Source organism: Nitratiruptor sp. SB155-2 (assembly GCF_000010325.1).
Classification (GTDB): domain Bacteria; phylum Campylobacterota; class Campylobacteria; order Campylobacterales; family Nitratiruptoraceae; genus Nitratiruptor.
Genome location: NC_009662.1, coordinates 64,786 through 85,259, shown reverse-complemented (window position 1 = coordinate 85,259; position 20,474 = coordinate 64,786). Strand labels below are relative to the sequence as shown.

26 protein-coding genes are annotated in these 20,474 nt (G+C 40.3%); 4 read left to right on the top strand and 22 right to left on the bottom strand.

Annotated elements, in window-relative coordinates; genetic code table 11:
- The 20 genes from NIS_RS00480 to NIS_RS00380 form a co-directional block, all read right to left on the bottom strand.
- Positions 1-1,095: a protoglobin domain-containing protein gene (locus NIS_RS00480; RefSeq protein ID WP_011979635.1), complete on the bottom strand. Its 1,095-nt coding sequence runs from the start codon at positions 1,093-1,095 to the stop codon at positions 1-3.
- Positions 1,095-1,541, bottom strand: coding sequence for a Crp/Fnr family transcriptional regulator (locus tag NIS_RS00475; RefSeq protein WP_011979634.1), 447 nt, complete (start codon positions 1,539-1,541; stop codon positions 1,095-1,097). Before NIS_RS00475 ends, NIS_RS00480 begins: the two co-directional genes overlap by 1 nt.
- Positions 1,522-2,625 (bottom strand): potassium channel family protein, encoded by a 1,104-nt coding sequence (locus NIS_RS00470; RefSeq protein WP_011979633.1) that lies wholly within the window; start codon positions 2,623-2,625, stop codon positions 1,522-1,524. The genes NIS_RS00475 and NIS_RS00470 overlap by 20 nt, the downstream gene beginning before the upstream one ends.
- On the bottom strand, positions 2,603-3,082 hold the full coding sequence (locus NIS_RS00465) for a permease (RefSeq protein ID WP_011979632.1): 480 nt from the start codon (positions 3,080-3,082) through the stop codon (positions 2,603-2,605). The genes NIS_RS00470 and NIS_RS00465 overlap by 23 nt, the downstream gene beginning before the upstream one ends.
- Positions 3,079-3,492, bottom strand: coding sequence for a hypothetical protein (locus NIS_RS00460; RefSeq protein ID WP_011979631.1), 414 nt, complete (start codon positions 3,490-3,492; stop codon positions 3,079-3,081). The genes NIS_RS00465 and NIS_RS00460 overlap by 4 nt, the downstream gene beginning before the upstream one ends.
- A 3-nt stretch (positions 3,493-3,495) precedes the next feature.
- Complete coding sequence (locus NIS_RS09895) at positions 3,496-4,542, bottom strand: FAD-binding oxidoreductase (RefSeq protein ID WP_011979630.1); 1,047 nt, start codon at positions 4,540-4,542, stop codon at positions 3,496-3,498.
- 127 nt (positions 4,543-4,669) lie between these two features.
- Positions 4,670-5,833 carry a chloride channel protein gene (locus tag NIS_RS00445; RefSeq protein ID WP_011979629.1) on the bottom strand — a complete coding sequence of 388 codons (1,164 nt, stop codon included), beginning with the start codon at positions 5,831-5,833 and terminating at the stop codon, positions 4,670-4,672.
- Positions 5,830-6,066, bottom strand: coding sequence for a hypothetical protein (locus tag NIS_RS00440; RefSeq protein WP_011979628.1), 237 nt, complete (start codon positions 6,064-6,066; stop codon positions 5,830-5,832). Before NIS_RS00440 ends, NIS_RS00445 begins: the two co-directional genes overlap by 4 nt.
- Before the next feature lie 10 nt (positions 6,067-6,076).
- Positions 6,077-6,322, bottom strand: coding sequence for a hypothetical protein (locus NIS_RS00435; RefSeq protein ID WP_011979627.1), 246 nt, complete (start codon positions 6,320-6,322; stop codon positions 6,077-6,079).
- Between the two features lies 1 nt (position 6,323).
- Positions 6,324-7,076: a sulfite exporter TauE/SafE family protein gene (locus NIS_RS00430; protein WP_011979626.1), complete on the bottom strand. Its 753-nt coding sequence runs from the start codon at positions 7,074-7,076 to the stop codon at positions 6,324-6,326.
- A 1-nt stretch (position 7,077) separates the two neighbouring features.
- Positions 7,078-7,437, bottom strand: coding sequence for a rhodanese-like domain-containing protein (locus NIS_RS00425; protein WP_011979625.1), 360 nt, complete (start codon positions 7,435-7,437; stop codon positions 7,078-7,080).
- The gene (locus NIS_RS00420) at positions 7,437-7,823 is read right to left on the bottom strand and encodes a rhodanese-like domain-containing protein (protein ID WP_011979624.1); all 387 of its coding nucleotides are present in this window, start codon (positions 7,821-7,823) and stop codon (positions 7,437-7,439) included. Before NIS_RS00420 ends, NIS_RS00425 begins: the two co-directional genes overlap by 1 nt.
- Complete coding sequence (locus tag NIS_RS00415; RefSeq protein ID WP_011979623.1) at positions 7,823-8,188, bottom strand: thioredoxin family protein; 366 nt, start codon at positions 8,186-8,188, stop codon at positions 7,823-7,825. The genes NIS_RS00420 and NIS_RS00415 overlap by 1 nt, the downstream gene beginning before the upstream one ends.
- A 10-nt stretch (positions 8,189-8,198) precedes the next feature.
- Positions 8,199-8,900 (bottom strand): cytochrome c biogenesis CcdA family protein, encoded by a 702-nt coding sequence (locus NIS_RS00410; RefSeq protein WP_011979622.1) that lies wholly within the window; start codon positions 8,898-8,900, stop codon positions 8,199-8,201.
- Positions 8,893-9,798 (bottom strand): cation diffusion facilitator family transporter, encoded by a 906-nt coding sequence (locus NIS_RS00405; protein WP_011979621.1) that lies wholly within the window; start codon positions 9,796-9,798, stop codon positions 8,893-8,895. The genes NIS_RS00410 and NIS_RS00405 overlap by 8 nt, the downstream gene beginning before the upstream one ends.
- A gap of 27 nt (positions 9,799-9,825) precedes the next feature.
- A complete protein-coding gene (locus NIS_RS00400; RefSeq protein WP_011979620.1) occupies positions 9,826-10,191 on the bottom strand; it encodes a carboxymuconolactone decarboxylase family protein in 366 nt (121 codons plus the stop codon).
- 9 nt (positions 10,192-10,200) lie between these two features.
- On the bottom strand, positions 10,201-13,305 hold the full coding sequence (locus NIS_RS00395; RefSeq protein WP_011979619.1) for an efflux RND transporter permease subunit: 3,105 nt from the start codon (positions 13,303-13,305) through the stop codon (positions 10,201-10,203).
- Positions 13,306-13,308: 3 nt separating this feature from the next.
- The gene (locus NIS_RS00390) at positions 13,309-14,403 is read right to left on the bottom strand and encodes an efflux RND transporter periplasmic adaptor subunit (protein WP_011979618.1); all 1,095 of its coding nucleotides are present in this window, start codon (positions 14,401-14,403) and stop codon (positions 13,309-13,311) included.
- A complete protein-coding gene (locus NIS_RS00385) occupies positions 14,400-15,671 on the bottom strand; it encodes a TolC family protein (protein ID WP_011979617.1) in 1,272 nt (423 codons plus the stop codon). Before NIS_RS00385 ends, NIS_RS00390 begins: the two co-directional genes overlap by 4 nt.
- Complete coding sequence (locus tag NIS_RS00380; protein WP_011979616.1) at positions 15,668-16,273, bottom strand: TetR/AcrR family transcriptional regulator; 606 nt, start codon at positions 16,271-16,273, stop codon at positions 15,668-15,670. Before NIS_RS00380 ends, NIS_RS00385 begins: the two co-directional genes overlap by 4 nt.
- A 106-nt stretch (positions 16,274-16,379) precedes the next feature.
- On the opposite strand from NIS_RS00380, the gene NIS_RS00375 reads away from it, so the two are divergent.
- Positions 16,380-17,024, top strand: a complete 645-nt coding sequence (locus NIS_RS00375; protein ID WP_011979615.1) for a MarC family protein — start codon at positions 16,380-16,382, stop codon at positions 17,022-17,024.
- Here the strand turns inward: NIS_RS00375 and NIS_RS00370 are convergent, their stop codons facing one another.
- Positions 17,025-17,651, bottom strand: coding sequence for a phosphoribosyltransferase (locus tag NIS_RS00370; RefSeq protein WP_011979614.1), 627 nt, complete (start codon positions 17,649-17,651; stop codon positions 17,025-17,027).
- 50 nt (positions 17,652-17,701) lie between these two features.
- On the opposite strand from NIS_RS00370, the gene dtd reads away from it, so the two are divergent.
- Genes dtd through NIS_RS00355 form a run of 3 tightly spaced genes read left to right on the top strand, consistent with a single transcriptional unit; the run spans position 17,702 to position 19,271 of the window.
- Positions 17,702-18,145 carry a D-aminoacyl-tRNA deacylase gene (gene dtd / locus NIS_RS00365; RefSeq protein WP_011979613.1) on the top strand — a complete coding sequence of 148 codons (444 nt, stop codon included), beginning with the start codon at positions 17,702-17,704 and terminating at the stop codon, positions 18,143-18,145.
- Positions 18,142-18,807 carry a peptidoglycan editing factor PgeF gene (pgeF, locus tag NIS_RS00360; RefSeq protein ID WP_011979612.1) on the top strand — a complete coding sequence of 222 codons (666 nt, stop codon included), beginning with the start codon at positions 18,142-18,144 and terminating at the stop codon, positions 18,805-18,807. The genes dtd and pgeF overlap by 4 nt, the downstream gene beginning before the upstream one ends.
- Positions 18,804-19,271 (top strand): hypothetical protein, encoded by a 468-nt coding sequence (locus NIS_RS00355; protein WP_011979611.1) that lies wholly within the window; start codon positions 18,804-18,806, stop codon positions 19,269-19,271. Before pgeF ends, NIS_RS00355 begins: the two co-directional genes overlap by 4 nt.
- 33 nt (positions 19,272-19,304) lie before the next feature.
- Here NIS_RS00355 and NIS_RS00350 read toward each other — a convergent pair whose 3' ends face one another.
- Positions 19,305-20,411 (bottom strand): OmpP1/FadL family transporter, encoded by a 1,107-nt coding sequence (locus NIS_RS00350; protein WP_011979610.1) that lies wholly within the window; start codon positions 20,409-20,411, stop codon positions 19,305-19,307.
- Positions 20,412-20,474 lie beyond the last annotated feature (63 nt).

Here is a 20,474-nt window from a genome sequence, read left to right as displayed (position 1 = left end):
CTACTCCTTGCTTCTGTTATAGAGTGTCAGCTTCATGGCTTCAGCCAAAAGATCGATTCCTTCAACAACATATAACTTGTTGATAACATCTCTGACATTGATACAGAGGAAAAATATCTTTTCACGAAAAGCCATATACTTCACTATCTCGTATCCGGATTCGGGCTCCTTGTCTAAAAACTCTATATCCGATATTGCCCAGCCGTAATTTTCACTGAACAGTGTAAATATTTTGTGCTGTACGCTCTTTATTGTTAACTCTTTTTCATTTACAATAGTTCTTTTATAGACGATATCTGTCATCGCACGCATGGTGGCAAGGGAGCTTGTCAAAGAGAGATAGGCGGTAACGTTGACGTTATTCAAAGGCTTTACAATGGCATTTTTCAACGCCTCTAAATTCTTCTCATTTGGTTCATTGGAAAACTGTGTACAAAATCGTTTAATGGTTGCAAGATGAAATCCGGCCTCTTCCAAGACATCTTTGTACTCTTTTAACTCCTCCAAGCTCTTTTCAAAAAGCTCTTTTGCTTTTTCATCCACCCTCAAATTCTCAAAGGAGCTTTTGCATCGGATATATGCCATATGAAGGCTATTGACCGCGATAAAGAGATCGTTCGCCCTATATGGAGACTCGGCAAGCATTTTTTGTGCAAAATACTCCTCTTTCATAATCTCCTCTGAAACTTTCAAATATTTGATAATCAGTTTCAGATAGGGCAAAATAGAGGGATCTTTTTGTGATTGCGCCAATATAAGTTCACTTAAAATATGGTATCCATAGGACATATAGATGGGATCTAGTTGTATATGGTAGTGTACAATAGCCACTTTTGCGATTCTTTTATAGAGTTTTTCATCAAAAGGCTCTGAAAGAAGCTGGACAAGAAACTTGATCTGTTTTCTTTTGAGTTCTGGAATTCTCTCTACAGAAATAAATTTGGCAAAATCCTCTTTTTGCAAAAGCCTCTTATAAAACTGATCCATTATCTCATCTACATAGGGTTCTATTTTCTTTAATGCTTTTTTTCTTTCTTGCAGATCATTGTCTTGCAGTTGGTAGATCTCTTTTACCAGTTCAATTTTTGCATTCATCACAGCACCTCTTCTAAAGTTTTATACATTTGGACAATTTTTTCATCGCTTTTTCTTAGATATTTTGCAAGAAGCAAGGTTATGTTTTTTAGAATTTTTACGCCAGTTGCTGGATTTTTTTGACAAAAAGCAAAAAACTCCTTTTGCGAAATCTCTAAGATAGTGGAGTTTTCTTGAGCTTCTACCGTCGTTAAACTTTTCCCTCCATCAACAAGGCAAGTAAGAGAGAAAAAGAGACTGCTGTCACTGATAGTAGCGACCTCTATCTCTCCTTCAGAAGAATGTTTTTTTACAACAAGCCTTCCGTTTTCTAAAAAGAAACCCTTTTTTAAGCGATCCCCCTCTTGTTTTATCACATCACCTTTTTGCACCTCTTTTTTTGTAAAAAGAGACAAAAAACTTCTCTTTTCCTCTTCGTTCAAACCTTCAAATATCGGATTTTCCATGTTTCCTCTCCATAACTATCAAAGCAGCAAATTCTGGAATGATCATATCATCATCCGGATTGATGACCACTTCCATCTCAACTTCGTTTCTTTTGATTTTTGTGAGAAGCTTTTTATACTTTTCCACATCACCTCCAAACTGCAGCTTTTTTAAAACAATCTTTTTCAGTTCACTCTCCGTTATATAGTTTTTTACGATGCCTATGAGTATCTCCCCTTTTTGCAAACTCTCCTCAAAAGCCGCTTTATAAGAGATTCCTACATAGGAGTGTTTCGTTTGGATATGGATATTTTGCGTTCTAAGAAGCTTCCGGATAACCTTGGACATACCAGGCTCTGTGACAGATTTTGAAAGCAAAAACCTGTTGTACTCTTCGCTCATGATAATCTCGTTGCATTTACTTTTGATAAGGTAGTTTTCATACTTTGGATCGATGATTTCTGCTGTAATATAGACATGGGGATTCAATGAGCGAATCACTATGACAGTTTCCAGTACCCTTGCGTCTGCAAACTCATCATGCAAATTCAAAATCATCACTTTATCCGCCCTTTCTATATGGGCTTCTTTCAAAACAGCTTCATCATTGTATTCGCCTTGTGCCCATTTGAGATTGTACTCCTCCAAGATCTTTTTGAGTTCTGGAACAAGTTCTGGATATATGATGACGATATTGTCACCATAATGGGCTTGAAAACTTCTTAGCACCTCAATTCTGGGTGTTTTGAATCCACAAATAACAAGGTGCTTGTTCAAGGAGTCTAACATCTCATAATCCTTTTTTGAAAAGATACTCATGGCTACCAGTTTGCTTGTCATGGTCGCTGTAAAAACTGCCACTGCAATTACACCGCCAATTATGATCAAAAGAGCGATAATTTTTCCCACAAAAGTATGAGGGACTATATCTCCATACCCAACGGTCGTTGCTGTAACAATGGACCACCAAAAACTATCAAAAAAATTTTGAAAGTTATTTGGCTCGATATACTCCATGAACAAGGAGGCCAAAAATAAGAAAAGTACATATACAAGAATATAGAGCGTGGCTAAGCTAAAATCAGCTATTTTCAATTTTTTCAACTATTATCCCTTGCAATAATGCCGCTACGACGATATAGATATTGACAACTATAGTAAATTTTAGCCCAAAATAGTGTACCATCAAAGGCAGCAGTGGCAGTTTTACAGCCCTTGCATAAAAAAAGAGGGCTATAAGCGAATCTCGAAGACCCTTTTTCTTTAAATCCTCTATCAAAGGATACCACGCATACATAGGGCCGTGACTCAAAACTCCAGCCAGAAGTGCGATAATCCAAGCCTTTTTTCCACTCTCGCGGCTTAGATGTTTTGCCAATGTTTTCGGGTCTATAAAAAAATTTATAAGCGCATTGATTAAAACGACGAGGGCTAAAATAGGCGCGATTTTGATCAAAAGATGAAAAGACTCCTCTAAAGCCAAAGTGACTTTTTGGGGGTACAAGAAAAAAAGAGCAATATAGATTGCAATTACAGCCAGTAAAAACCATTTCCCTCTCATCCCAAAAGCTCCAGCGTCCAGACAGTAGCGAGAGTGACCAAAAAGGTAAAAATCAAAGCCAAAACATTTCTTAAAACAGTGAACCGAATACCCAATACGCTGGCTTCCAGTGGCAACTGTACGATTCCGAGGGTAACCCAAGCCAAAATAAACGCTGTCACCCCATAAAGCGAGACACCGCTTCTTAAAAGCTCTCCACCCAGAAGATAGCTCACAATCGCTTGGCCAACGGCAATCGCTCCGGCAAAAAGGCCTATAAACGTATCATAAAAAGGGTTTTTGGTAAAAAAAGATGCAAGCAGATCGGGGGTTATAAAAACTTTGAAAATACCGACAATTCCGATAACGCCTAAGAGCATTGGAGTTATCTTGAAAAAGCTTTTCAAAGATGTATAAAGTGTCTCTATCATTTTTTATATCTCTGTAAATATCTTGCTCTCATCCACTCCGTTTTTCACAAGTACCTTTTTAAACGTATTCAATGCTCCAAAAGGTCCCGCTATATAGTAGTCCCTATCGGTATCAAAAATCTCTTCTATGAAAGCTTCCAGTGCTCTTTTTTTGAAAAACTGCCCATGTTTTGGCAGTTTGAATGCCACATCATACTCTTTTGCTACCAAAACAGGTTTAAAATTTTTATATGTTTGGGCAAGCTCGTTAATCTCATCGAGATAGTAAAAATCTTTTGATCGGTTCACTCCCCAAAAAAGTTTGATATCCCTCTGTGGATCGTGCAACAGTACCTCTCTTATCATTCCCACAAGCGGTGCAAGTCCAACACCAAGAGCTACGAAATAGAGTCTGTTTTGCGAATCGTATACAAATTTCCCGTAAGGGCCTTTTGCGGTGAAGGTATCTTCTATTTGTAAATCGTTGTAGGCATATTCGCTAAATCTTCCTCCCGGAACTCTTTTGATGTGAAACTCTACATATCCGTCATTGAAAGGAACATTCGCAACGGAATAACTTCTTCCAAGCCAGTTTTTGCCTGGAATTTCAAGCTCCATATAGCGTCCGGCTCGTATATTTTGCAAATTTTCAAGATCACATCTTAGGATTGTAACATCACCTCTTATCTCTTTATACATCACTTTTGCCTGCTCTTTTGGCGCAGGCTCTGCCTCTTTGTATTCCAAAATATCTCTTCTTGTAAAAAGATCATCTTCAACAGCGTGATGCTCATCCACTCTTTTCTCCAGATCGAAAACCACATCAAATGGCGGAAAGGATATGGCATCCACCGGGCAAGTATTGTGGCAAGTGGTACATCCTACAAGACAGTTTAACGGATCATAAACGATCGATTTTTCATTTTCGAAATCGTATCTATACACGAGCCTGTTACAACCTGTCACACATGTTGCGCACCCTATACATTTGTCATGATCCACTGTTGGATGCCAGTCTATCTCCTCTCTTGGTATTCCGTGCCACGGCTTTAAAAATCTTGGATCTGGCATTTTTGGCTCCTTTGTTTGGTTTACATCTTTAAAAATCTTTTCATCTCAGCTATCAACGCATCGGACTTTTTGATCGCTTCTCCTTGCGCTTCAAAAAGGGTATGGTTTTTGTTGACAATATAGGCTATCAAAATGGTAATGAAGGCAAAATGGGCCTTTTTACGCCAAAAAGTTCAGCTGCGAGTATGGCAGAGGATACAGGTATTCTCATCGTTGCAGCTATAACAGAGACAAATCCCAAAGCGGCAAAAAAAGGAGCATTTCCTCCAATGAACTGGCCGAACCAGTGTCCACTCATGCTGCCAACATATAAAAGTGGAGTAAACACTCCCCCTTCTCCTCCAAACTCCAAGGTAAAAGCAGTCGCTACAATTTTGAGTAACGGCAGATACCATGCCACATTCTCTGTAGCTTTGAATGTAGACTCTATCTCATCGACTCCAAGCCCAAGAGGAGATGTCAATCCGTAGCTCCCAAGCAACATAATAAAAGAACCTACAAAAACTGCTTTCAAAACAGGATGGACTGCAGTAGCCACATTGAAAAAAGATAACACTCTAAAAAATCGAACAATCACAAAAGAGAGCAAGGCAAAAAAAAGACCGGCAAGAATAACGGGCAAAAAGAGCGACCATTCATACTGGGGGAAAAAGTGTGGCAAAGGCTCAAAATAGTGATAATCGATATGCAAAAACTTCGCACTTAAAAATGCGAAAAAACTTGCTATCGTAGCAGCTAGAAGCGTCTCATAAACCACGATATGCACCGCCATCAGCTCTATCGCAATAACAGGTGCAGCTATCGGTGCTCCAAGAATAACAGAAAAAGCCGCAGCGATGCCCGCTACAACCAGACTTCTTCTATCAAATCCTTTGCAAGAAAAAACTTTTGCAAAGAACTGGCACATCCCGGCTCCCAGTTGAATCCCCTGTCTTTCTGGACCCACGGAACCACCGACGAAAACTGTCGCAAAAAAAAGAAAAATTTTCGCAAAAACATAATGTAGATAGTGCGGTTTTTCATCTTTGTTCAATTCTATATAATCATATATCTCTTTGATCTCATCTTCTTGAAAAACGATCTCTTTTTTTGAAAGCCATCTATTGAGATACCAAACGAGCGGCAAAATGATAGGTGCAAGATAAAAACTCTCAAACGGTAGATCCTTTGAGAGATCTATCATGAAAAAAAGAAGCTTTATCATCAACGCTATCAAAACGCCCATAACAATACCGATAAATGTGGCATAACCGATACATTTTAGTTTTGATATATCAATAGATAGGCTCAAAAGAGATCCTCAAATTTATAGTTTAAAAACAAAATTATCGCAATTCCGCCTACAATGCTCACAACAGCACTTAATAGATCGTTATTTGGAAAAAGATACCTATCCATAAGCATCCAGCTTCCTCGCCAAAATGCCACAGCGCCAAAAGCTGCAAAAAGTGCGGCTATCCCTCTTGAGTGAAGGTTTTGGTTGTTTTCTTTACTCTTTCCAAATACTCTTCTTTTTGGCTTCATAAAAAACCCTTTATTTTTTCTTTATAAGGCACCTCTTTTTCCTCATCTCTTTGATCTCTTTGACTCTTTTTTCAAGATCTAAAAGCATCTCATACTGTTCAGAATCGGTGTGGCCCTCCTCTTCCATCTCTTGTTTTCGCTCTTCAATCGTCTCAAGCCACTCATCGATAATCTCATCGGGTACACTGCAATCAAGTGCCGCACTCTTTTCATGCTCTATAATCCAGTCTGCAATTTTTTTTAAAATATGTAGCATCTTACGCTCCTAGTAATTGATAAACCATTTTTAAAGCCAGTAAAAGAAGAACGACCGCAATAAGCTTTTTTATCTGATTTGGGGTTAAACGGTAATGCATAATAAAATCCCCAAGATATCCTCCAATGATTGCTGCGACTGTAACAACTCCAAGGAGTATCCAATCCATATGAACGAAGCCAAGATAGGTAAAAAAGGCTCCCAGAGTCGAAAAAGGAATAACAAAACTTATCGCATAAGCCGCTTTTTTTGCATCGAACCCTAGTAAAATAAGTAGCGGCATAATAAGGGAACCCCCGCCAACGCCAATCATACCTGAAACAATCCCCACACTGCCACCTATTACATACAACACCCAAACTTTGTCATACACAACTTTTGGTTTTTTGTTGCTAAAGAGCAAAAGAGTGGAACTTATCAATAAAAATGCAACCAACATCCACTCAATGATCTCTTTTTGGACATATTGGCTGCTCCAAGCTCCAATAGGCGTAGCAACCATTATAGAGATAATGAGCGGAAGGGCAAATTTGATATCCAGCACTCCTCTAAAAAAGTTCATAACAGAAGCTGTGATGGTAGATGCCGAGTTGATAAAAAGCCCAATCGCTTTTGCTAAATTGATAGGCATACCCATCATTGAAAATAGCGGTACAAGAGCGATGGCACTTCCAACTCCACCCATGGCAAAGAGGGTGGAAAGAACCAATGTTAAGAAAAAGTATATTGCGTAATGGATAATATCGGCACTCATCTTACAGCTTTATATCCTTGGCTTTTCCACCCCGAAGGCAATCCATGAGATTCAACAAACCTCCATCAAGATATCTTGCATCAAACCCTTGCTCTGTCAGCCATACTCTTGCCATATTTGCTCTATCTGTTTTCGGACAGGCAACAACGATGAGCTTCTCTTTCGGAAGCTCATGGGCTCTTTCTGGCAGCTGTGGTGCCGGGATTTTCAATCCAAAATTGACTTGCCATACAGCTGTTTCAAAAGGCATCCTGATATCCACAAGCTCTGCTTCACCCTTGTTATAGAGCTCGATAAACTCCTCCACCGAGATTCGTATATTTTTCATCTCACTGGGAACCACTTTTTTGATAAACTCCATCACTTACCTCCTCTGATTTTTTCCATCATATCTCTTGCTTTATCGCCTCTTAGAAAATCCACCACTTTCAGCATCCCATCGGTCAAATATCTTGCATGAAAACCTTTAAGTGTCAGATAGAGTCTTGCAATCTCTGCCCTATCGTAATGAGGACACATGGTAATGATCGTTTTGCTTCTATCAAGCTCATTCAATCTATCTGGCAGTTCATTGAGTGGAATATGCAACCCAAATCCCACATGCCACGCTTCGTACTCTTCATGAAATCTGATATCCACAACCTGTGCCTCATCTTTTTGTAAAAGCTCGAACATCTCATCGAGCCCTATCTTCATAGCCTTTCGCTCCTCGTAATCGAAACGTTTCAAATATGCATCAAACTCCATCATCTTCCTTTTAGTAGATGTACAATTTCATCTTTTGAAAGCAAACCGATATAACGGTAGACCTCTTTTTTGTTTTCATACAGAATCTGTGTTGGAATAAGCACGATTTTTAACCGGTTTGCTGCATCTCTGTTCTTTTCGATATTTAAGAAAAATATCTGGGAATCGGGATACTCCTGTTTTATTTTATAGAGCACTCTTCCCATCTTTTGACAACTAAAACAGTGATCTGATCCAACTTCTACAAATACCCGTTTCCCTGAAGCGATCGCTTCTTGAATCGCTGCAAATGGAGTGGAAGGCAGCATTTTTGCCTCTGCAAAAAGAGACAAGCCAAACACAGCAGCTAACAATAATCTTTTCATCTTTTTCCTTTCATATCTGCTCTAACGCTCTGTAAAAAAAGTAAAAACCAAACCCCACCAAAACGAGAGCAAAACTTTTGTTGAGAGCATTGGAAAGTCTGGCTACCGTTTTGTTTGAGATAAGCTGTTGGGCAAATCCGACAGAAACTCCTGCTATCAGCAGAAGCAAAGAGTGACCAAAAGCAAAGGTTAAAACCAGCATGTAGGCATAGATATAGTGGCTGTTTGCAGCAGCGCTTATAATCGCAACAAGTGGAGCGGAGGCACAAGGAGTACTGACAAGCCCAAACACGATGCCTATCAAAAAACCTCCAAAAAGCCGAAAGCGAATAAACTTCTCTATGAGTACAGATTTATTGATTTCGCTAAAAACGCCCCAAGCGTAGAGTCCAACCATGATGCTAACAACTGCAGCAATCAGATATGCCCACATAGGAGCGATAGAGAAAAAGAGACCAAACTTCGCTACCAAAAAAGCCAAAATAGAAAAGCTCACCACTACTCCCAAAGCAAAAAGTACAGAAAATGCATAGGTGAACAATATTTTTTTGCGGCCTTTCAGATCTTTATTGAGGGCAATTGCACTCCCTACAAGCAGTGGTACGGATACCAAAGAGCAAGGGGCAGCTGCAGTAAGACTTCCTGCAACAAAAGAAGCCAAAAAAGCCAATGCCGAATGGGAAGCTATAAATGTATCTATCCACTCAGGCACCTGGATCCCTTTGTACTACTATCGATTTATCATCATCTCTTTGAAACTCGGGCTGCAGTGTGACATGCGATATGTAAAATTTTTCACGTAAAAGTTTTTCGATATCTGCAATGATTTGCGTCACCTCTTGTAAAGGAAGATTCTCTTTAAAATCGATATGGGCTTCCAAAAAGATATCATGCTCTCCAAGTCTCCAGATATGGATATGATGAATATTTTCAACCTTTTCTATCTTTTTCACCTCATCCGCAATCTTTTCTATATCGATAGATTTTGGCGCGAACTCCATCAAAATGGCAATGGACTCTTTTACAATATCAATTGAAGCATATATGAGATAAAAAGCTATGAGAAGAGAGACAGCCGGATCCACCCAGTAGATGTGATAGAACTGCATAAGCAGTCCACCTACCACAACGGCTATTGAAGTAAAAACATCGGTTAGCAGATGCAAGTAGGCAGCTTTGATATTGATGTTTTTTTCCGAATCTTTTTTCACAAGCAGAACACTAAGAGTATTTAAAAGAATACTCAAACCCCCTAGCCAAATAACCCAGAGTGAATCGACGCTTTGGGGATGAAAAAATTTGTGGAAGGCTTCGATAACTAAAAAGATAGCGATTCCAAGAAGGAGTGAGGCGTTAAAGAGTGCCGCAATTATCTCTGCTCTTTTTAGACCAAAAGTATAGCTTTTGGTTGAGGGTTTGGCGGCTATCGTATTTGCAGCCCAAGCAATCACCAAAGAAAGAACATCACTGAGATTATGCATAGCATCACTCAGAAGTGATAAAGAGTTTGCGTAAATGCCGCCAACTATTTGAGAGAGGGTAATGATGATATTTAAGATAATGGTGATAAAAAGATTTTTACCCTTCACATGATGATGGTGGTGAGCCATAGATATCTCATTTCAAAAGAAGAGCTTTCACTCTTCTTTTAAATTTTTTAATGCCGCTTCGGCAGTTCCAACGATTCCACTTGCAGCTGCATGGCGAACAATACGAATGACTGAAAGAATCTCTTCATTGGTCGCACCCATCTTTTTGGCCGCTTTTGTATTGAGCTCTACGCACTCCTCATTGCCTAGGGCCAAAGCAGCTGCCAAGAATACAAGTGTACTTGTTTTTGGATCAAGTGCATTTTTTTCGCTTTGCATGCTTAATTTTGAACTGATAGCTTGTTCTACTATCAAGCTTGGATCCACTTCCGCTGCCTCTTCGATTGATTTTGGCAACTTTCCAAAGCGATCTTTCATCATATTCATAACTTGCTCTGGTGTTGGTGTTTGCATATCCCCTCCTTATTCTTCGATATACTCTTCAACTTTTTCTATCGGATTTGTTTTTCTGTTTCTTGGATCAGTTGCATAGGCATACATCGGCACATAGATAAGTGTTAGAAGGGTTCCTACCAAAAGCCCTCCGATTGCCACATCTGCTAGCGGACTTAGTCTCTCAAGCCCTACTGCTTGCTCCAATGCTATTGGAATCATCCCGGCAATCGTTCCAAAAGCTGTCATCATAACAGGACGAAATCGAACCCGAACACTCTCGATCGCCGCTTCAAATGGAGATTTGCCCTCTTTTTCATACTCTTTGTAAAAGTCTATAAGCAGTACTGCATTTTTGATGATGATACCAAACAGAAGCAGTAACCCCACCATACTTGGCATACAGCTTGGTTTGTGGAAAATAAGCATACCCCACGCAGCCCCTATCATAGAGAGCGGCAGGACCAAAATCATAATGATTGCCAGTCTTACAGACTCATAGATAGCTGTAAGCGTCATAATAAGAATGATAACACCGATGGCAATCGCTTTGATCATTCGTTTGAAACTGTCATGAAGCTGTGCAATATCTCCCTCTTGTGTTACCACAAAACCGGTTGTATCCACTTTTGCAAGCGCTGCATTTGCATCATCTGTAATATGTGTTACCGGCCTTTTTGATCGATAACCGCTCACATCCACACTGTAAAGCAATTTGTCCCGCTCAATCTTTGCAGGGGTAAGTTGATAGGATACTTTCGCAAGTTCACTCAATGGTATTTCACCAAACTTCGTTTTGATTGGAAGAAGTTTTAAACTTTGGATATTTTCATTGAACTTGCCTTTGAGATACATCCTTACAAACTGCGTATTCATCGTAGCCATATCGGCGGCCAGTGATACGACTTGCCCTTTGAGTGGAATCTGCATAGCGATTTGATACGGTGTCACCCCGTAAGAGAGCGCTCTATTTTTATCAATGTTGATAACCACCTCTTGAAAATCTTTATCCCAGCTTTGACTAATAGAAGTAAGTCCTTTTACGTTTCGTATCGCATCGATAATCTCTTTTGCCTTATCCGGCAGTTTCTCGTAATCGGCAGCTTTTATACGAATATCAAGAGGCGCTTTAATGGTTGAAAGGGCAGTTGCACCAAAATCAAAAACATCGTTTTTCTTCACACCCGGAAGCTCTGCAATTTTGTCACGTATCTCATCTTCGAGCTGCCAAATAGTTTTGTTCCTGTGGAATCTATCTACTGCATTGATAGTGATCGTCGCTTCACTTGGAAGATTTCCGCTCCCTAGGCTTAAAACCCCAGACTCGCTACCAAAGGCAACAGAACTCGATTTCACCCATGGCTGTTTATGAAGCCAAACCAAAAATTTGTGCAGCTTCTTTTCAGCACTATCTACCGTCTCATTGGCACTGAATGCCACTTGCGCTTTGATAATCCCCGTATCCATAGGAGGCATAACGTCCTTACCGATGAGCGGCATAACATTTTTGAGGCTCAATACAAAAGTCAGCACCACAGCAGCAGTTAAAAGCATACGTCTAAGCGCCCACCATTTGCCGTTGGAAAACTTCAAAACACTGATATATGGGCCAATGAGCTGCCCGATAGTATATTTATAGACATCTTCAAACCACTGCTCTATTTTTGTTTTGCCTGTTCCATTTTTGTAAAGCACCGCGGAAAACCGTGGAATAAAAGTAATAGAGAGAAAATAGCTCACAAGCAGTGCAATAATCAAAGTGGAAATGAGGGGCCTAAATATATGCTCTGGAAAATCGCCTACAAACATGAGTGGGAAAATGATGGCGATAGTTCCTACAGTTCCGGCGAAGACCGGTCCTAAAACCTCTTTTGTCCCGTTGACAATTGCCGTTTGCATATCTTCGTTGAGCTCTAGATGCCTTTCGATGTTTTCCAGTACAACAACCGCATCGTCCACGAGCATCCCTAATGCCAAAATGATAGCGGTATAGATAACGATATTGAGCTCTCCACCTCCTAGCCAGATAATGGCTATGGTGCCAAAGAAAACGAGTGGAATGGAGATTCCAGCGGCAATAATCGCTCGAAAGTTTCCAAGGAAGAAAAGCAGTACCAAAAGAGTGTACACAATCGCATCCCTTAAGGCTTCAAGCATATTTTCGTTTGCCGTTTCTATGAGCGTTCTTTGTGTATCGGCTATTTGAAAGTCGATATTCGGATAGAGCTTTTGCAGTTTTTTAATCTCGGCTCTTGCTGCATCGCTTACATCCAAAACGCTTCCAGCAGGCGCTCTTTGAATAGATAAAGCAATCGCATTTTTGCCGTTTCCAAGATAGCCGCTCGTCCGTTTTTTATAGCTCCAACTCACTTTCGCAATGTCACTCAGTTTTACATTTGGGAGGATATGGAGATTTTTGAGTTTTTCTATATTGTCTTTTTCCCCATAGTAGGTGATGGTGTAGAAGCTCTCTTTGCTTTTGGTAAAGCCTATAGGAATATCTTTATTGAGAGCAAACAGTACTTTGGCCAATGTGTCAAAATCGACGCCATACTTTTTGGCTTTGAATGGATCCACTTCGATATTGATAGCACTTTGATACCCGCCAAACACTTCCACGTTTCCTATGTGCGGATTGGCCAAAAGGTATGGTTTTATATGCGATTCGGCGATTTTTCTGATTTCTTGCAAGCTGATATTGCTATTTTTTGGACTAAGTGCCACCACCTCGACAGGAAGGGTAAAATCGCCCACAGTATAGACCGATGGATTGGCATTTTTAGGCAGTTTCCCCCGTGCAATAGACAAAGCATTCGCCACATCCACCGCAGCCGCTTCCAAGCCCTTTTCATACTCGAATTCCGCTTTTACGATAGAGAAATTAGCCACATTGACACTACTTACATCTCGTACGAGACTAATACGGCTAATCTCCTCTTCGATCGGCTTGCTTACCGTATTGGCAGCAACCTCTGCCGTTGCTCCGGGAACTGAAGTAATGACGACAACCTGCGGTCTGTTGGCATCTGGGAATAGATTTTTTGGAAGGGATTTCAATCCAATTATCCCCATTGCAAAAAAACCGACAATCAAACTGAATAGCAGATAGGGACGTTGATAAAAATATTCAAACATACACTATCCTTTTATCTCTTTAAGCTTGATACCACTTAAGAGTTTGAGCAAAATATCCGGTTTTGCAACGACTATCTTTTGCCCAGTCAGTGACTCTTTGACCACTACACCTTCGTTGGCACTTGCAACAATATGCACCTCTTTTGCTATGGCACCATCGCCTTGGACCACCAACACATAGCTTTTTCCATCTCTGTTTAAGATGGCATCTTGAGGCAGAAGTTCCGCATCGCCTTGATACAAGATAACAGATGTCTCTACTCTTTGCCCTGCAACCAAAGAGTCATTTTCCACATTGGCCCTATATTCAGCCAAAGAGTTGAACGTAGATTGCAGTGGCGTTACAGGATAGGTTTTGCCTTTATAGACAATGCCGTAGATTTTCGTCTCTTTTGGAACTCGAATCAAAAGATAGCTCTCTTTATCGGTATTGATTGCTAGAAGCGGTTTTCCAGGCATCACCACATCACCTTCATTGGCAAATCGTTTGGCAACAACGCCATCCACATTGGATCGCAGTGTTGTATAGGTGAGCTCATTTTGAATCTCTTCGATATTTGTTTTCAAAGAGGCAAGCTGTGCTCTTAGGCTTGCCAGTTTTGCTTTTGTCGAACTGATCTGATTTTGCTCTTTTTCATACTGTTCAACCGATGCTCCCTTAACATCCATGAGCTTTTTTGTTCTTGCATGGATTTTTTCTAGATTATGTAAAACCACTTTTGTAGAGGCGATAGCTTGCAAGGTCGCCTCTTTTTGGTATCGCAAGTTTGAGAGTTTAGAGCGCAACGGCGTATCGTCCAGACGTACCACGATATCACCTTTCTTTACCTTGCTGCCCACCTTGGCAAGTTGAAGCACTCTTCCTGGATATTTGGAAGCAATTTTTGTATTCGCTTCATTCTCTACAAGAGCAATATAATCAGAAGTTAGAGTGAGTTTTTCTCTTTTTGGCTGAAATGTATGCACAAGTACAGCATACTCTTTTGCTATAGGAGTGGCGGCTTCCTGGGCTTTTCTCTTTTTAACCAGCCTAACGGCACCAATGACGAGCAATACAACAATGAGCAAGAATAGGGCTATTTTGATCCACTTTTTCATTCTACAATCCTTTCTAAGTCATTTCCATAGAGTACGGCAAGTTTCGCAATTATTTGCCATTTTTTTGCCTTAAGTGAAGCTAAATTTGTCTCCGCATTCAAAAGTGCCTCTTCATACCGCAGATACTCCTCTTGCGTAAGTCTGCCAACATCATACGCGGTTTTTGCATATTTCAACAGTTCACGCTGATGCTGCACTTTTTCTTCGGCAATTCTTTGAGCTCTCATATTGATCGTAAGCTGCTTTTGCAGTGATTTTGCCTGAGCTTGCAATTCAAGTTTTGTTTGGGCTTTTTGCTTCTGTTCTTTTAAAAGATTTGTCTTTGCGATTTCGATTTGCGTGAGATTCGCTTTTGAAAGAGGTACGACAAGCTTCAAAGCCAAACTTCCATAGTCTGTATCGATACTTTTATTGAACATCACATCGTTTTGCGCATAATCTTTACTGTAGTTTCCTTGCAAAATAAGCTTTGGAACAAACTCGTCTTTAGCAGCTTCCACATCTTTAGCCTGGGCCTCTATCTTTTGATCAAAAAGTTTGAGTGCAAAAAGATCCTTTCGCTCGATCTCTTGTTTTTGAACTATTGGTTGGATTGAATCTATATGCATTCCCGTAAGACTCTCTATCACCTCTTTTGCTTTGGCTTCATTTGTTTTGACATTTTCTAAGGCAATATCTAAACCGTCAAGGAATGTTTCGATCTTATCCAATGCAATCGGTGCAGCTCTGCCACTTTCAACCTTTATCTTTGTATCTTCAAAGGTTTTCAGTAGCGACCGTTTCCTTGCGTTCAAAGCAATTTCGAGTTCTTTTAGATAGTTTAGATTTGCATAACTTCCAAGGAGTATCGCCTCATTTTTATAGATATTGAGATCTTTTTTTAGTTTCGCAGCCTCTATTAAGAAATCAAGCTTTTTGCGCAACGTAAAAAGCTTTTTGACAAAAAGAGGCACAGAAAAAGAGGCACCGATGCGCTGAATGTTTTTGGCAAAAGGAAGAGGCTCTTTTTTTGCTATAAGCCGGTTTGCCTCTGGAGGAGGAACCGGTCGCAGGTTTGTATCTCGGTTATAATACTCATAGCTGGCAAAAAGATTGAAATCGGGATAGAAACTATCTTCTACCCTCTTTTTTTGCAATTTTGCTATGTCAATAGCAATCCTATCCACTTGCGTTATGGGCTTTGTCTTCAATGCCCTAAAAAGTTCTGAGAGTTCGGTTGCTTGCAGGCTTAAAACTGTCACAACCGAGATGAGAACCATTTTGTTCATGGGACTTTCCTTATAAGTTTTTCTATTTTTCTTGCTAAGAGTTTTGCAAAATCCTCGATATTGGGGTCAGGCAAGATCTTATACCCTTCCACAAAATTTGCTACGCGACCGCGGAGCTCTTTAGTTGTTTGATGCATGATAAGCGAGCTTACGATCATCATCTGAACTACCATAGGGTTTTCTATTGCAAACTCTTCTTTTGCGATTCCTTCGTTGAGAATGGATGTAAGCATGTTGAGCGTTTTCGAGAGTTGCTTCGCAGCACTATCGCTCATATGTTTGCCGTTATCAGCAAATTCATGTGCCAAAATAGCCGCAAAGCAAGGGTTTTGTTGCAAATACTCCCCAAACCCTTCAATATATTGCACCAGTTTCTGTGCCGGCATACGAGCCGCTATTTTCTTTTCCAAATGGTGTAAAAGAGTATCAAAACGGTACATCAATACCGCTTCATACAACTCATCCTTATTTTTGAAATGGTAATAGATTGCCGGCTTTGTTACTCCAGCCTCTTTGGCAATCTTGTCCAAAGAGACACCACTATATCCATAGTTGGCGAAATGTCTTGCAGCGATCTGCAATAGATCCATTTTTTTACTCATATTTACTCCACTTACCTAACAGTAAGTAACTATAACAAAGAGTTTATTAATTTATTCTTAATTCTTATAAAAATTATGATACGATTTACGATAAAAAAGGGTATGAATGAACTCTATTTTTATCTCGATTTTACTTCATGACATAATTGCACTTATAACTATTATCAACCCAATTGCAGCTGCTTCTATTATGATATCGATGATTTCGCCACCAACCGCATCCGCTATTGCAGATGTGGCAAGAAAAGCCACATTGACAGTTTTTGCAGCATCTTTTGTTACCCTTTTTGGTGGAGAGGTTGTCTTTCAGTTTTTTGGGATAAACATATACTCCATTAAAATTATAGGGGGCATTATATTGATGCTCATCGCCATCAATATGGCCTATGGACACGGAGCCAAAAACAGACACTCTCCGGAAGAAGCACAAGAAGCACAAGAAAAAGAGGATATCGCGATTGTCCCTCTCGGTATTCCTATCCTGTTTGGTCCAGGCGTTATAGCGACTATTGTAGTCTTAAGCCATAATAATTCTAGCCAGCTCCATCCAGCTCTTTCCTATATACTTTTAAGCATCGCTATTTTGATCGCATCATTGGCAACCTATCTCACTTTACGCTATGCAAGTATTATCAATAAAGCATTAGGAGTCACCGGCATTAAGATCCTGACACGAATCATGGGGCTTATCGTCGGAGCGATCGCAGCCCAATTTCTCATAAGCGGTATCAAAGGACTTTGGGAAGCTTGATTAAACTTTGGATAGCAACTCCATTACCTCTTCATCATTTAGTTGATGAAAATCTCGATAAAACTGGCCTACAGCCATAAAGTCTGGTGGTGTTTGCAGTACAATCACCCTGTCGGCTACCTCTTTCAAAAGAGCCAAACTATCCGGAGGCGCAACCGGAACGGCAATAACCACTTCTTTGGCTCCCTCATCTTTCAAAGCTCTTGCAGCCAGATACATACTTGCTCCCGTCGCCACGCCATCATCGACTAAAATCACTCTTTTTCCTGCTACTGATATCCTCCTCTTTTGATAAAGAGCCCTTTTTTCTTTCATCTTTTCCATAATCTTTCTTGCATGCTCATCTACATAGGGCCTGGAGACATTGAGCATCATCACAGCCCTTTCGTTGAGATACTCAAGCCCGTTTTCACTGATGGCTCCAATCGCGGCTTCGGGATTGTAAGGTGATGGAATCTTTTTGACAAAAAAGATATCCATGGGAAGGTTAAGCTGCTTCGCAATCACATAGGCTACCGGCACGCCCCCTCTAGGAAGGGCCACTACTATGGTCTGCGAATCATCTCTATACCCTTGCAGTTTTTGCGCCAAAAGCTCTCCTGCTTCAAATCTATCGCTAAAGATCATGGTCTTTCCTTTTTTGAGCTTTTTTTATAATATAGCACAAAAGGAGAGCAATGGTAGCACTCATACAAAGAGTAAAAGAGTCTTGGGTCAAAATAGATGGAACGGAGATTGCCAAAATTGGCAAAGGATACAATATTTTGCTTGGTGTGATGAAAGAGGATACCACAAAGGATATCGAAAAATTGATCAAAAAAATTGTAAAACTCCGCCTCTTCCCCAACGAATCTGGAAAAATGGATAAAAATATCTTAGAAGTGAAGGGCTCTGTTCTGGTTGTGTCCCAGTTCACTCTGGCAGGGAATGCTAAAAAAGGAAATCGCCCGGATTTCACCGCAGCGATGCCACCAAAGGAAGCAAAAGAGCTGTATGATCACTTTTGCCAAAAATTATCACTCCATCTCCCGGTTCAAACAGGTCTATTTGGAGCCATGATGGAGGTGGGCATCATCAATGATGGTCCAGTCACTTTGATTCTTGATAGTAAGAAACTATGAAGATAAGAAGATTTATTACCAATCGATGGGGTGGGGTGAGCAAACCGCCATACGATACATTCAACCTGGCATTACATGTAGGTGACAATCCTTTGGATGTACAAAAAAATAGAGCAATATTGAAGGAAAAAACCGGGCTTTCCGAGATTCAGTTTGCCAATCAAATCCATTCAGACAAAATTGTTGTGATCGATACGTTGCAAAAACCTCCATCCTGTGATGGGTTGATAACGACAACTCCAAATTTGGGACTGGCTGTTATGAGTGCGGACTGTTTTGGTGTACTTTTATATGATGAAAAGGGGATAATCGCAGCATTGCACGCAGGTAGAGCAGGAGCAACGAAAAAAATAGTTGGCAAAGCGATCAAACAGATGAAAAATCTTGGTGCAAACAGCATCAAAGCAATCCTTTCTCCCGGTATTCACAGTTGCTGCTACGAAATCGCGTTGGAGATGGCACAAACCTATCCAAAAAGATTTATAAAACGAAATCGATTTTTAGATATACCTGCTATGATTTATGAACAGTTAAAAGAGGGTGGGGTAGAATCGATTCAAGATTACAATATCTGTACCTGTTGCAACAGTGATTATTTTTCCTATAGGCGTGATGGCCCAACTGGAAGATTTGTTTCACTCATCTGGATGGAGGAATCATGAAAGAACTTTTTTCGATCATACCAAATCTCCCGGGAGTTCGTGTCTATCTTTTTGCCGATACAAAAGAACATGCCGAAGAACTTGCTCAATTTTGCCAAGGAAAAGGGCACTATCTTGAAGTTGCCGCTTTGGAAGATGAGATTTTTGACGCCTTGCAAGGGCTGGAAGGGAAACTTCGCAGAATCGATGAAACCAAAGAGCGCTACAATCAACGCTCCATGATGTTTGATACCATCTTTGTCCCTTATGACATCAACAGACTCGATGACAAAGAGCTCTTTTTTCGAAAGATATACCGTATGATGAAAAATGCAGCCGATCTGATTATCATAGTTGACAATGAAGATGTAGAACCTTTAGAGTTCCTCTTACAAGAGCTCAATTACGTAGCGATCAATCCGATCGAATATCAAGGTAAAACAGCATTAACGGCAAAAAAGATGCATGGTTGGGCAAAAGTATGAGGGATTTCAATCAGTGCTATTAAGATAGAGCAGCTAAAAGCTGTACTCTATCCCTATAGTGAGTGAACTTTGCCTATTGGAAGCTTGCAAAGAGCCACTTGATAGATGCTCTTTTGGAGCATAAAGCCATGCAAGATTGATTTTATAAGGTTTAAGACCCATTGTCATTCCAACACTTATGTGTCTTCTTGTTATAGCAGGAAACCCTACGAGATTGAAAAACGCAATATCTTGGGCCCGAAAAGAAACCCCTTCTACATTGCTGTCCGTAAAGCCGTTCATAACTTTTGTAGCATAACTGTATCCGGTACGTACAGAAAAATTTGCAAAACGTTTTTGAATCCCAATGGTATAGACATTTTGACTCTTCCAATTAAAATCTTTATATCCTTTCGCATGAGACCAAAATATCCTTTTATAATCTCCCATAACAAACCATCCATTCTTATGATAGGCAATGCCTACACCCGCTTCCGCTGGTTGAGTAAGATGGAAACTCTCTTTTTTCCCGTCATGATTGAAGTCAAAAACACGACTGTACTTCATAGATACGGGAGAGGTGAGGGTAGTTGCCAAAGTGATATCTTCCCAGCTATAATGCAATCCCACATTGAGCCCAAATCCGATATCTTTGCTCAACCTATCACCAAGCTGGTTTGGCATGCGTGCCGCAATACGTAGAGCACCATACGAAATATTACATCCAATCCCAATACCTAAATTTCCCCACTGTTTTGCATAGGCTCCGATCAATTTTGCATAGCCAAACTGCGTTTTCATATACGCAAGCGAAGAGACCGGATATTCCACACCCATTCCGCTGACACTAAACAAGCCTAAACCGACAGTACTTTCTCTATCCAAAGGCTTGATATATCCAAAATAGGGTATCAACTCGAAATCGGCCCTGCTTTTATACCCATTGGCATACACTTTTGGCATGAAAAAAGTAGTTCCTATTTCCACACTGCTTCTTTGCGCAAAGGAAATTAAAGATGGGTTGATAAAGATAGATTCAGCTCCCTGGTATGAAGCGATACCGGCACCAGCAACACCTCTCGACTTCGCACCTGCGCCCACCAAATTGTCTCCAACTGTAGCAAAAAGAGCCAATGGGACAAAGAGAAGCAGCTTTTTCATAGTACACCTTTTTTGCAAAGTGTACACAAAAAAAGATACTATTGTCAACTAATTCAATCAATT

Bases quoted from the DNA above. Each gene is read 5' to 3' on its own strand.
- NIS_RS00480 (WP_011979635.1), bottom strand. From the start codon at position 1,095: ATGAATGCAAAAATTGAACTGGTAAAAGAGATCTACCAACTGCAAGAC.
- NIS_RS00475 (WP_011979634.1), bottom strand. From the start codon at position 1,541: ATGGAAAATCCGATATTTGAAGGTTTGAACGAAGAGGAAAAGAGAAGT.
- NIS_RS00465 (WP_011979632.1), bottom strand. From the start codon at position 3,082: ATGAGAGGGAAATGGTTTTTACTGGCTGTAATTGCAATCTATATTGCT.
- NIS_RS00460 (WP_011979631.1), bottom strand. From the start codon at position 3,492: ATGATAGAGACACTTTATACATCTTTGAAAAGCTTTTTCAAGATAACT.
- NIS_RS09895 (WP_011979630.1), bottom strand. From the start codon at position 4,542: ATGCCAGATCCAAGATTTTTAAAGCCGTGGCACGGAATACCAAGAGAG.
- NIS_RS00440 (WP_011979628.1), bottom strand. From the start codon at position 6,066: ATGAAGCCAAAAAGAAGAGTATTTGGAAAGAGTAAAGAAAACAACCAA.
- NIS_RS00435 (WP_011979627.1), bottom strand. From the start codon at position 6,322: ATGCTACATATTTTAAAAAAAATTGCAGACTGGATTATAGAGCATGAA.
- NIS_RS00430 (WP_011979626.1), bottom strand. From the start codon at position 7,076: ATGAGTGCCGATATTATCCATTACGCAATATACTTTTTCTTAACATTG.
- NIS_RS00425 (WP_011979625.1), bottom strand. From the start codon at position 7,437: ATGGAGTTTATCAAAAAAGTGGTTCCCAGTGAGATGAAAAATATACGA.
- NIS_RS00420 (WP_011979624.1), bottom strand. From the start codon at position 7,823: ATGGAGTTTGATGCATATTTGAAACGTTTCGATTACGAGGAGCGAAAG.
- NIS_RS00415 (WP_011979623.1), bottom strand. From the start codon at position 8,188: ATGAAAAGATTATTGTTAGCTGCTGTGTTTGGCTTGTCTCTTTTTGCA.
- NIS_RS00405 (WP_011979621.1), bottom strand. From the start codon at position 9,798: ATGGCTCACCACCATCATCATGTGAAGGGTAAAAATCTTTTTATCACC.
- NIS_RS00400 (WP_011979620.1), bottom strand. From the start codon at position 10,191: ATGCAAACACCAACACCAGAGCAAGTTATGAATATGATGAAAGATCGC.
- NIS_RS00395 (WP_011979619.1), bottom strand. From the start codon at position 13,305: ATGTTTGAATATTTTTATCAACGTCCCTATCTGCTATTCAGTTTGATT.
- NIS_RS00390 (WP_011979618.1), bottom strand. From the start codon at position 14,403: ATGAAAAAGTGGATCAAAATAGCCCTATTCTTGCTCATTGTTGTATTG.
- NIS_RS00385 (WP_011979617.1), bottom strand. From the start codon at position 15,671: ATGAACAAAATGGTTCTCATCTCGGTTGTGACAGTTTTAAGCCTGCAA.
- NIS_RS00380 (WP_011979616.1), bottom strand. From the start codon at position 16,273: ATGAGTAAAAAAATGGATCTATTGCAGATCGCTGCAAGACATTTCGCC.
- NIS_RS00375 (WP_011979615.1), top strand. From the start codon at position 16,380: ATGAACTCTATTTTTATCTCGATTTTACTTCATGACATAATTGCACTT.
- NIS_RS00370 (WP_011979614.1), bottom strand. From the start codon at position 17,651: ATGATCTTTAGCGATAGATTTGAAGCAGGAGAGCTTTTGGCGCAAAAA.
- dtd (WP_011979613.1), top strand. From the start codon at position 17,702: ATGGTAGCACTCATACAAAGAGTAAAAGAGTCTTGGGTCAAAATAGAT.
- pgeF (WP_011979612.1), top strand. From the start codon at position 18,142: ATGAAGATAAGAAGATTTATTACCAATCGATGGGGTGGGGTGAGCAAA.
- NIS_RS00355 (WP_011979611.1), top strand. From the start codon at position 18,804: ATGAAAGAACTTTTTTCGATCATACCAAATCTCCCGGGAGTTCGTGTC.
- NIS_RS00350 (WP_011979610.1), bottom strand. From the start codon at position 20,411: ATGAAAAAGCTGCTTCTCTTTGTCCCATTGGCTCTTTTTGCTACAGTT.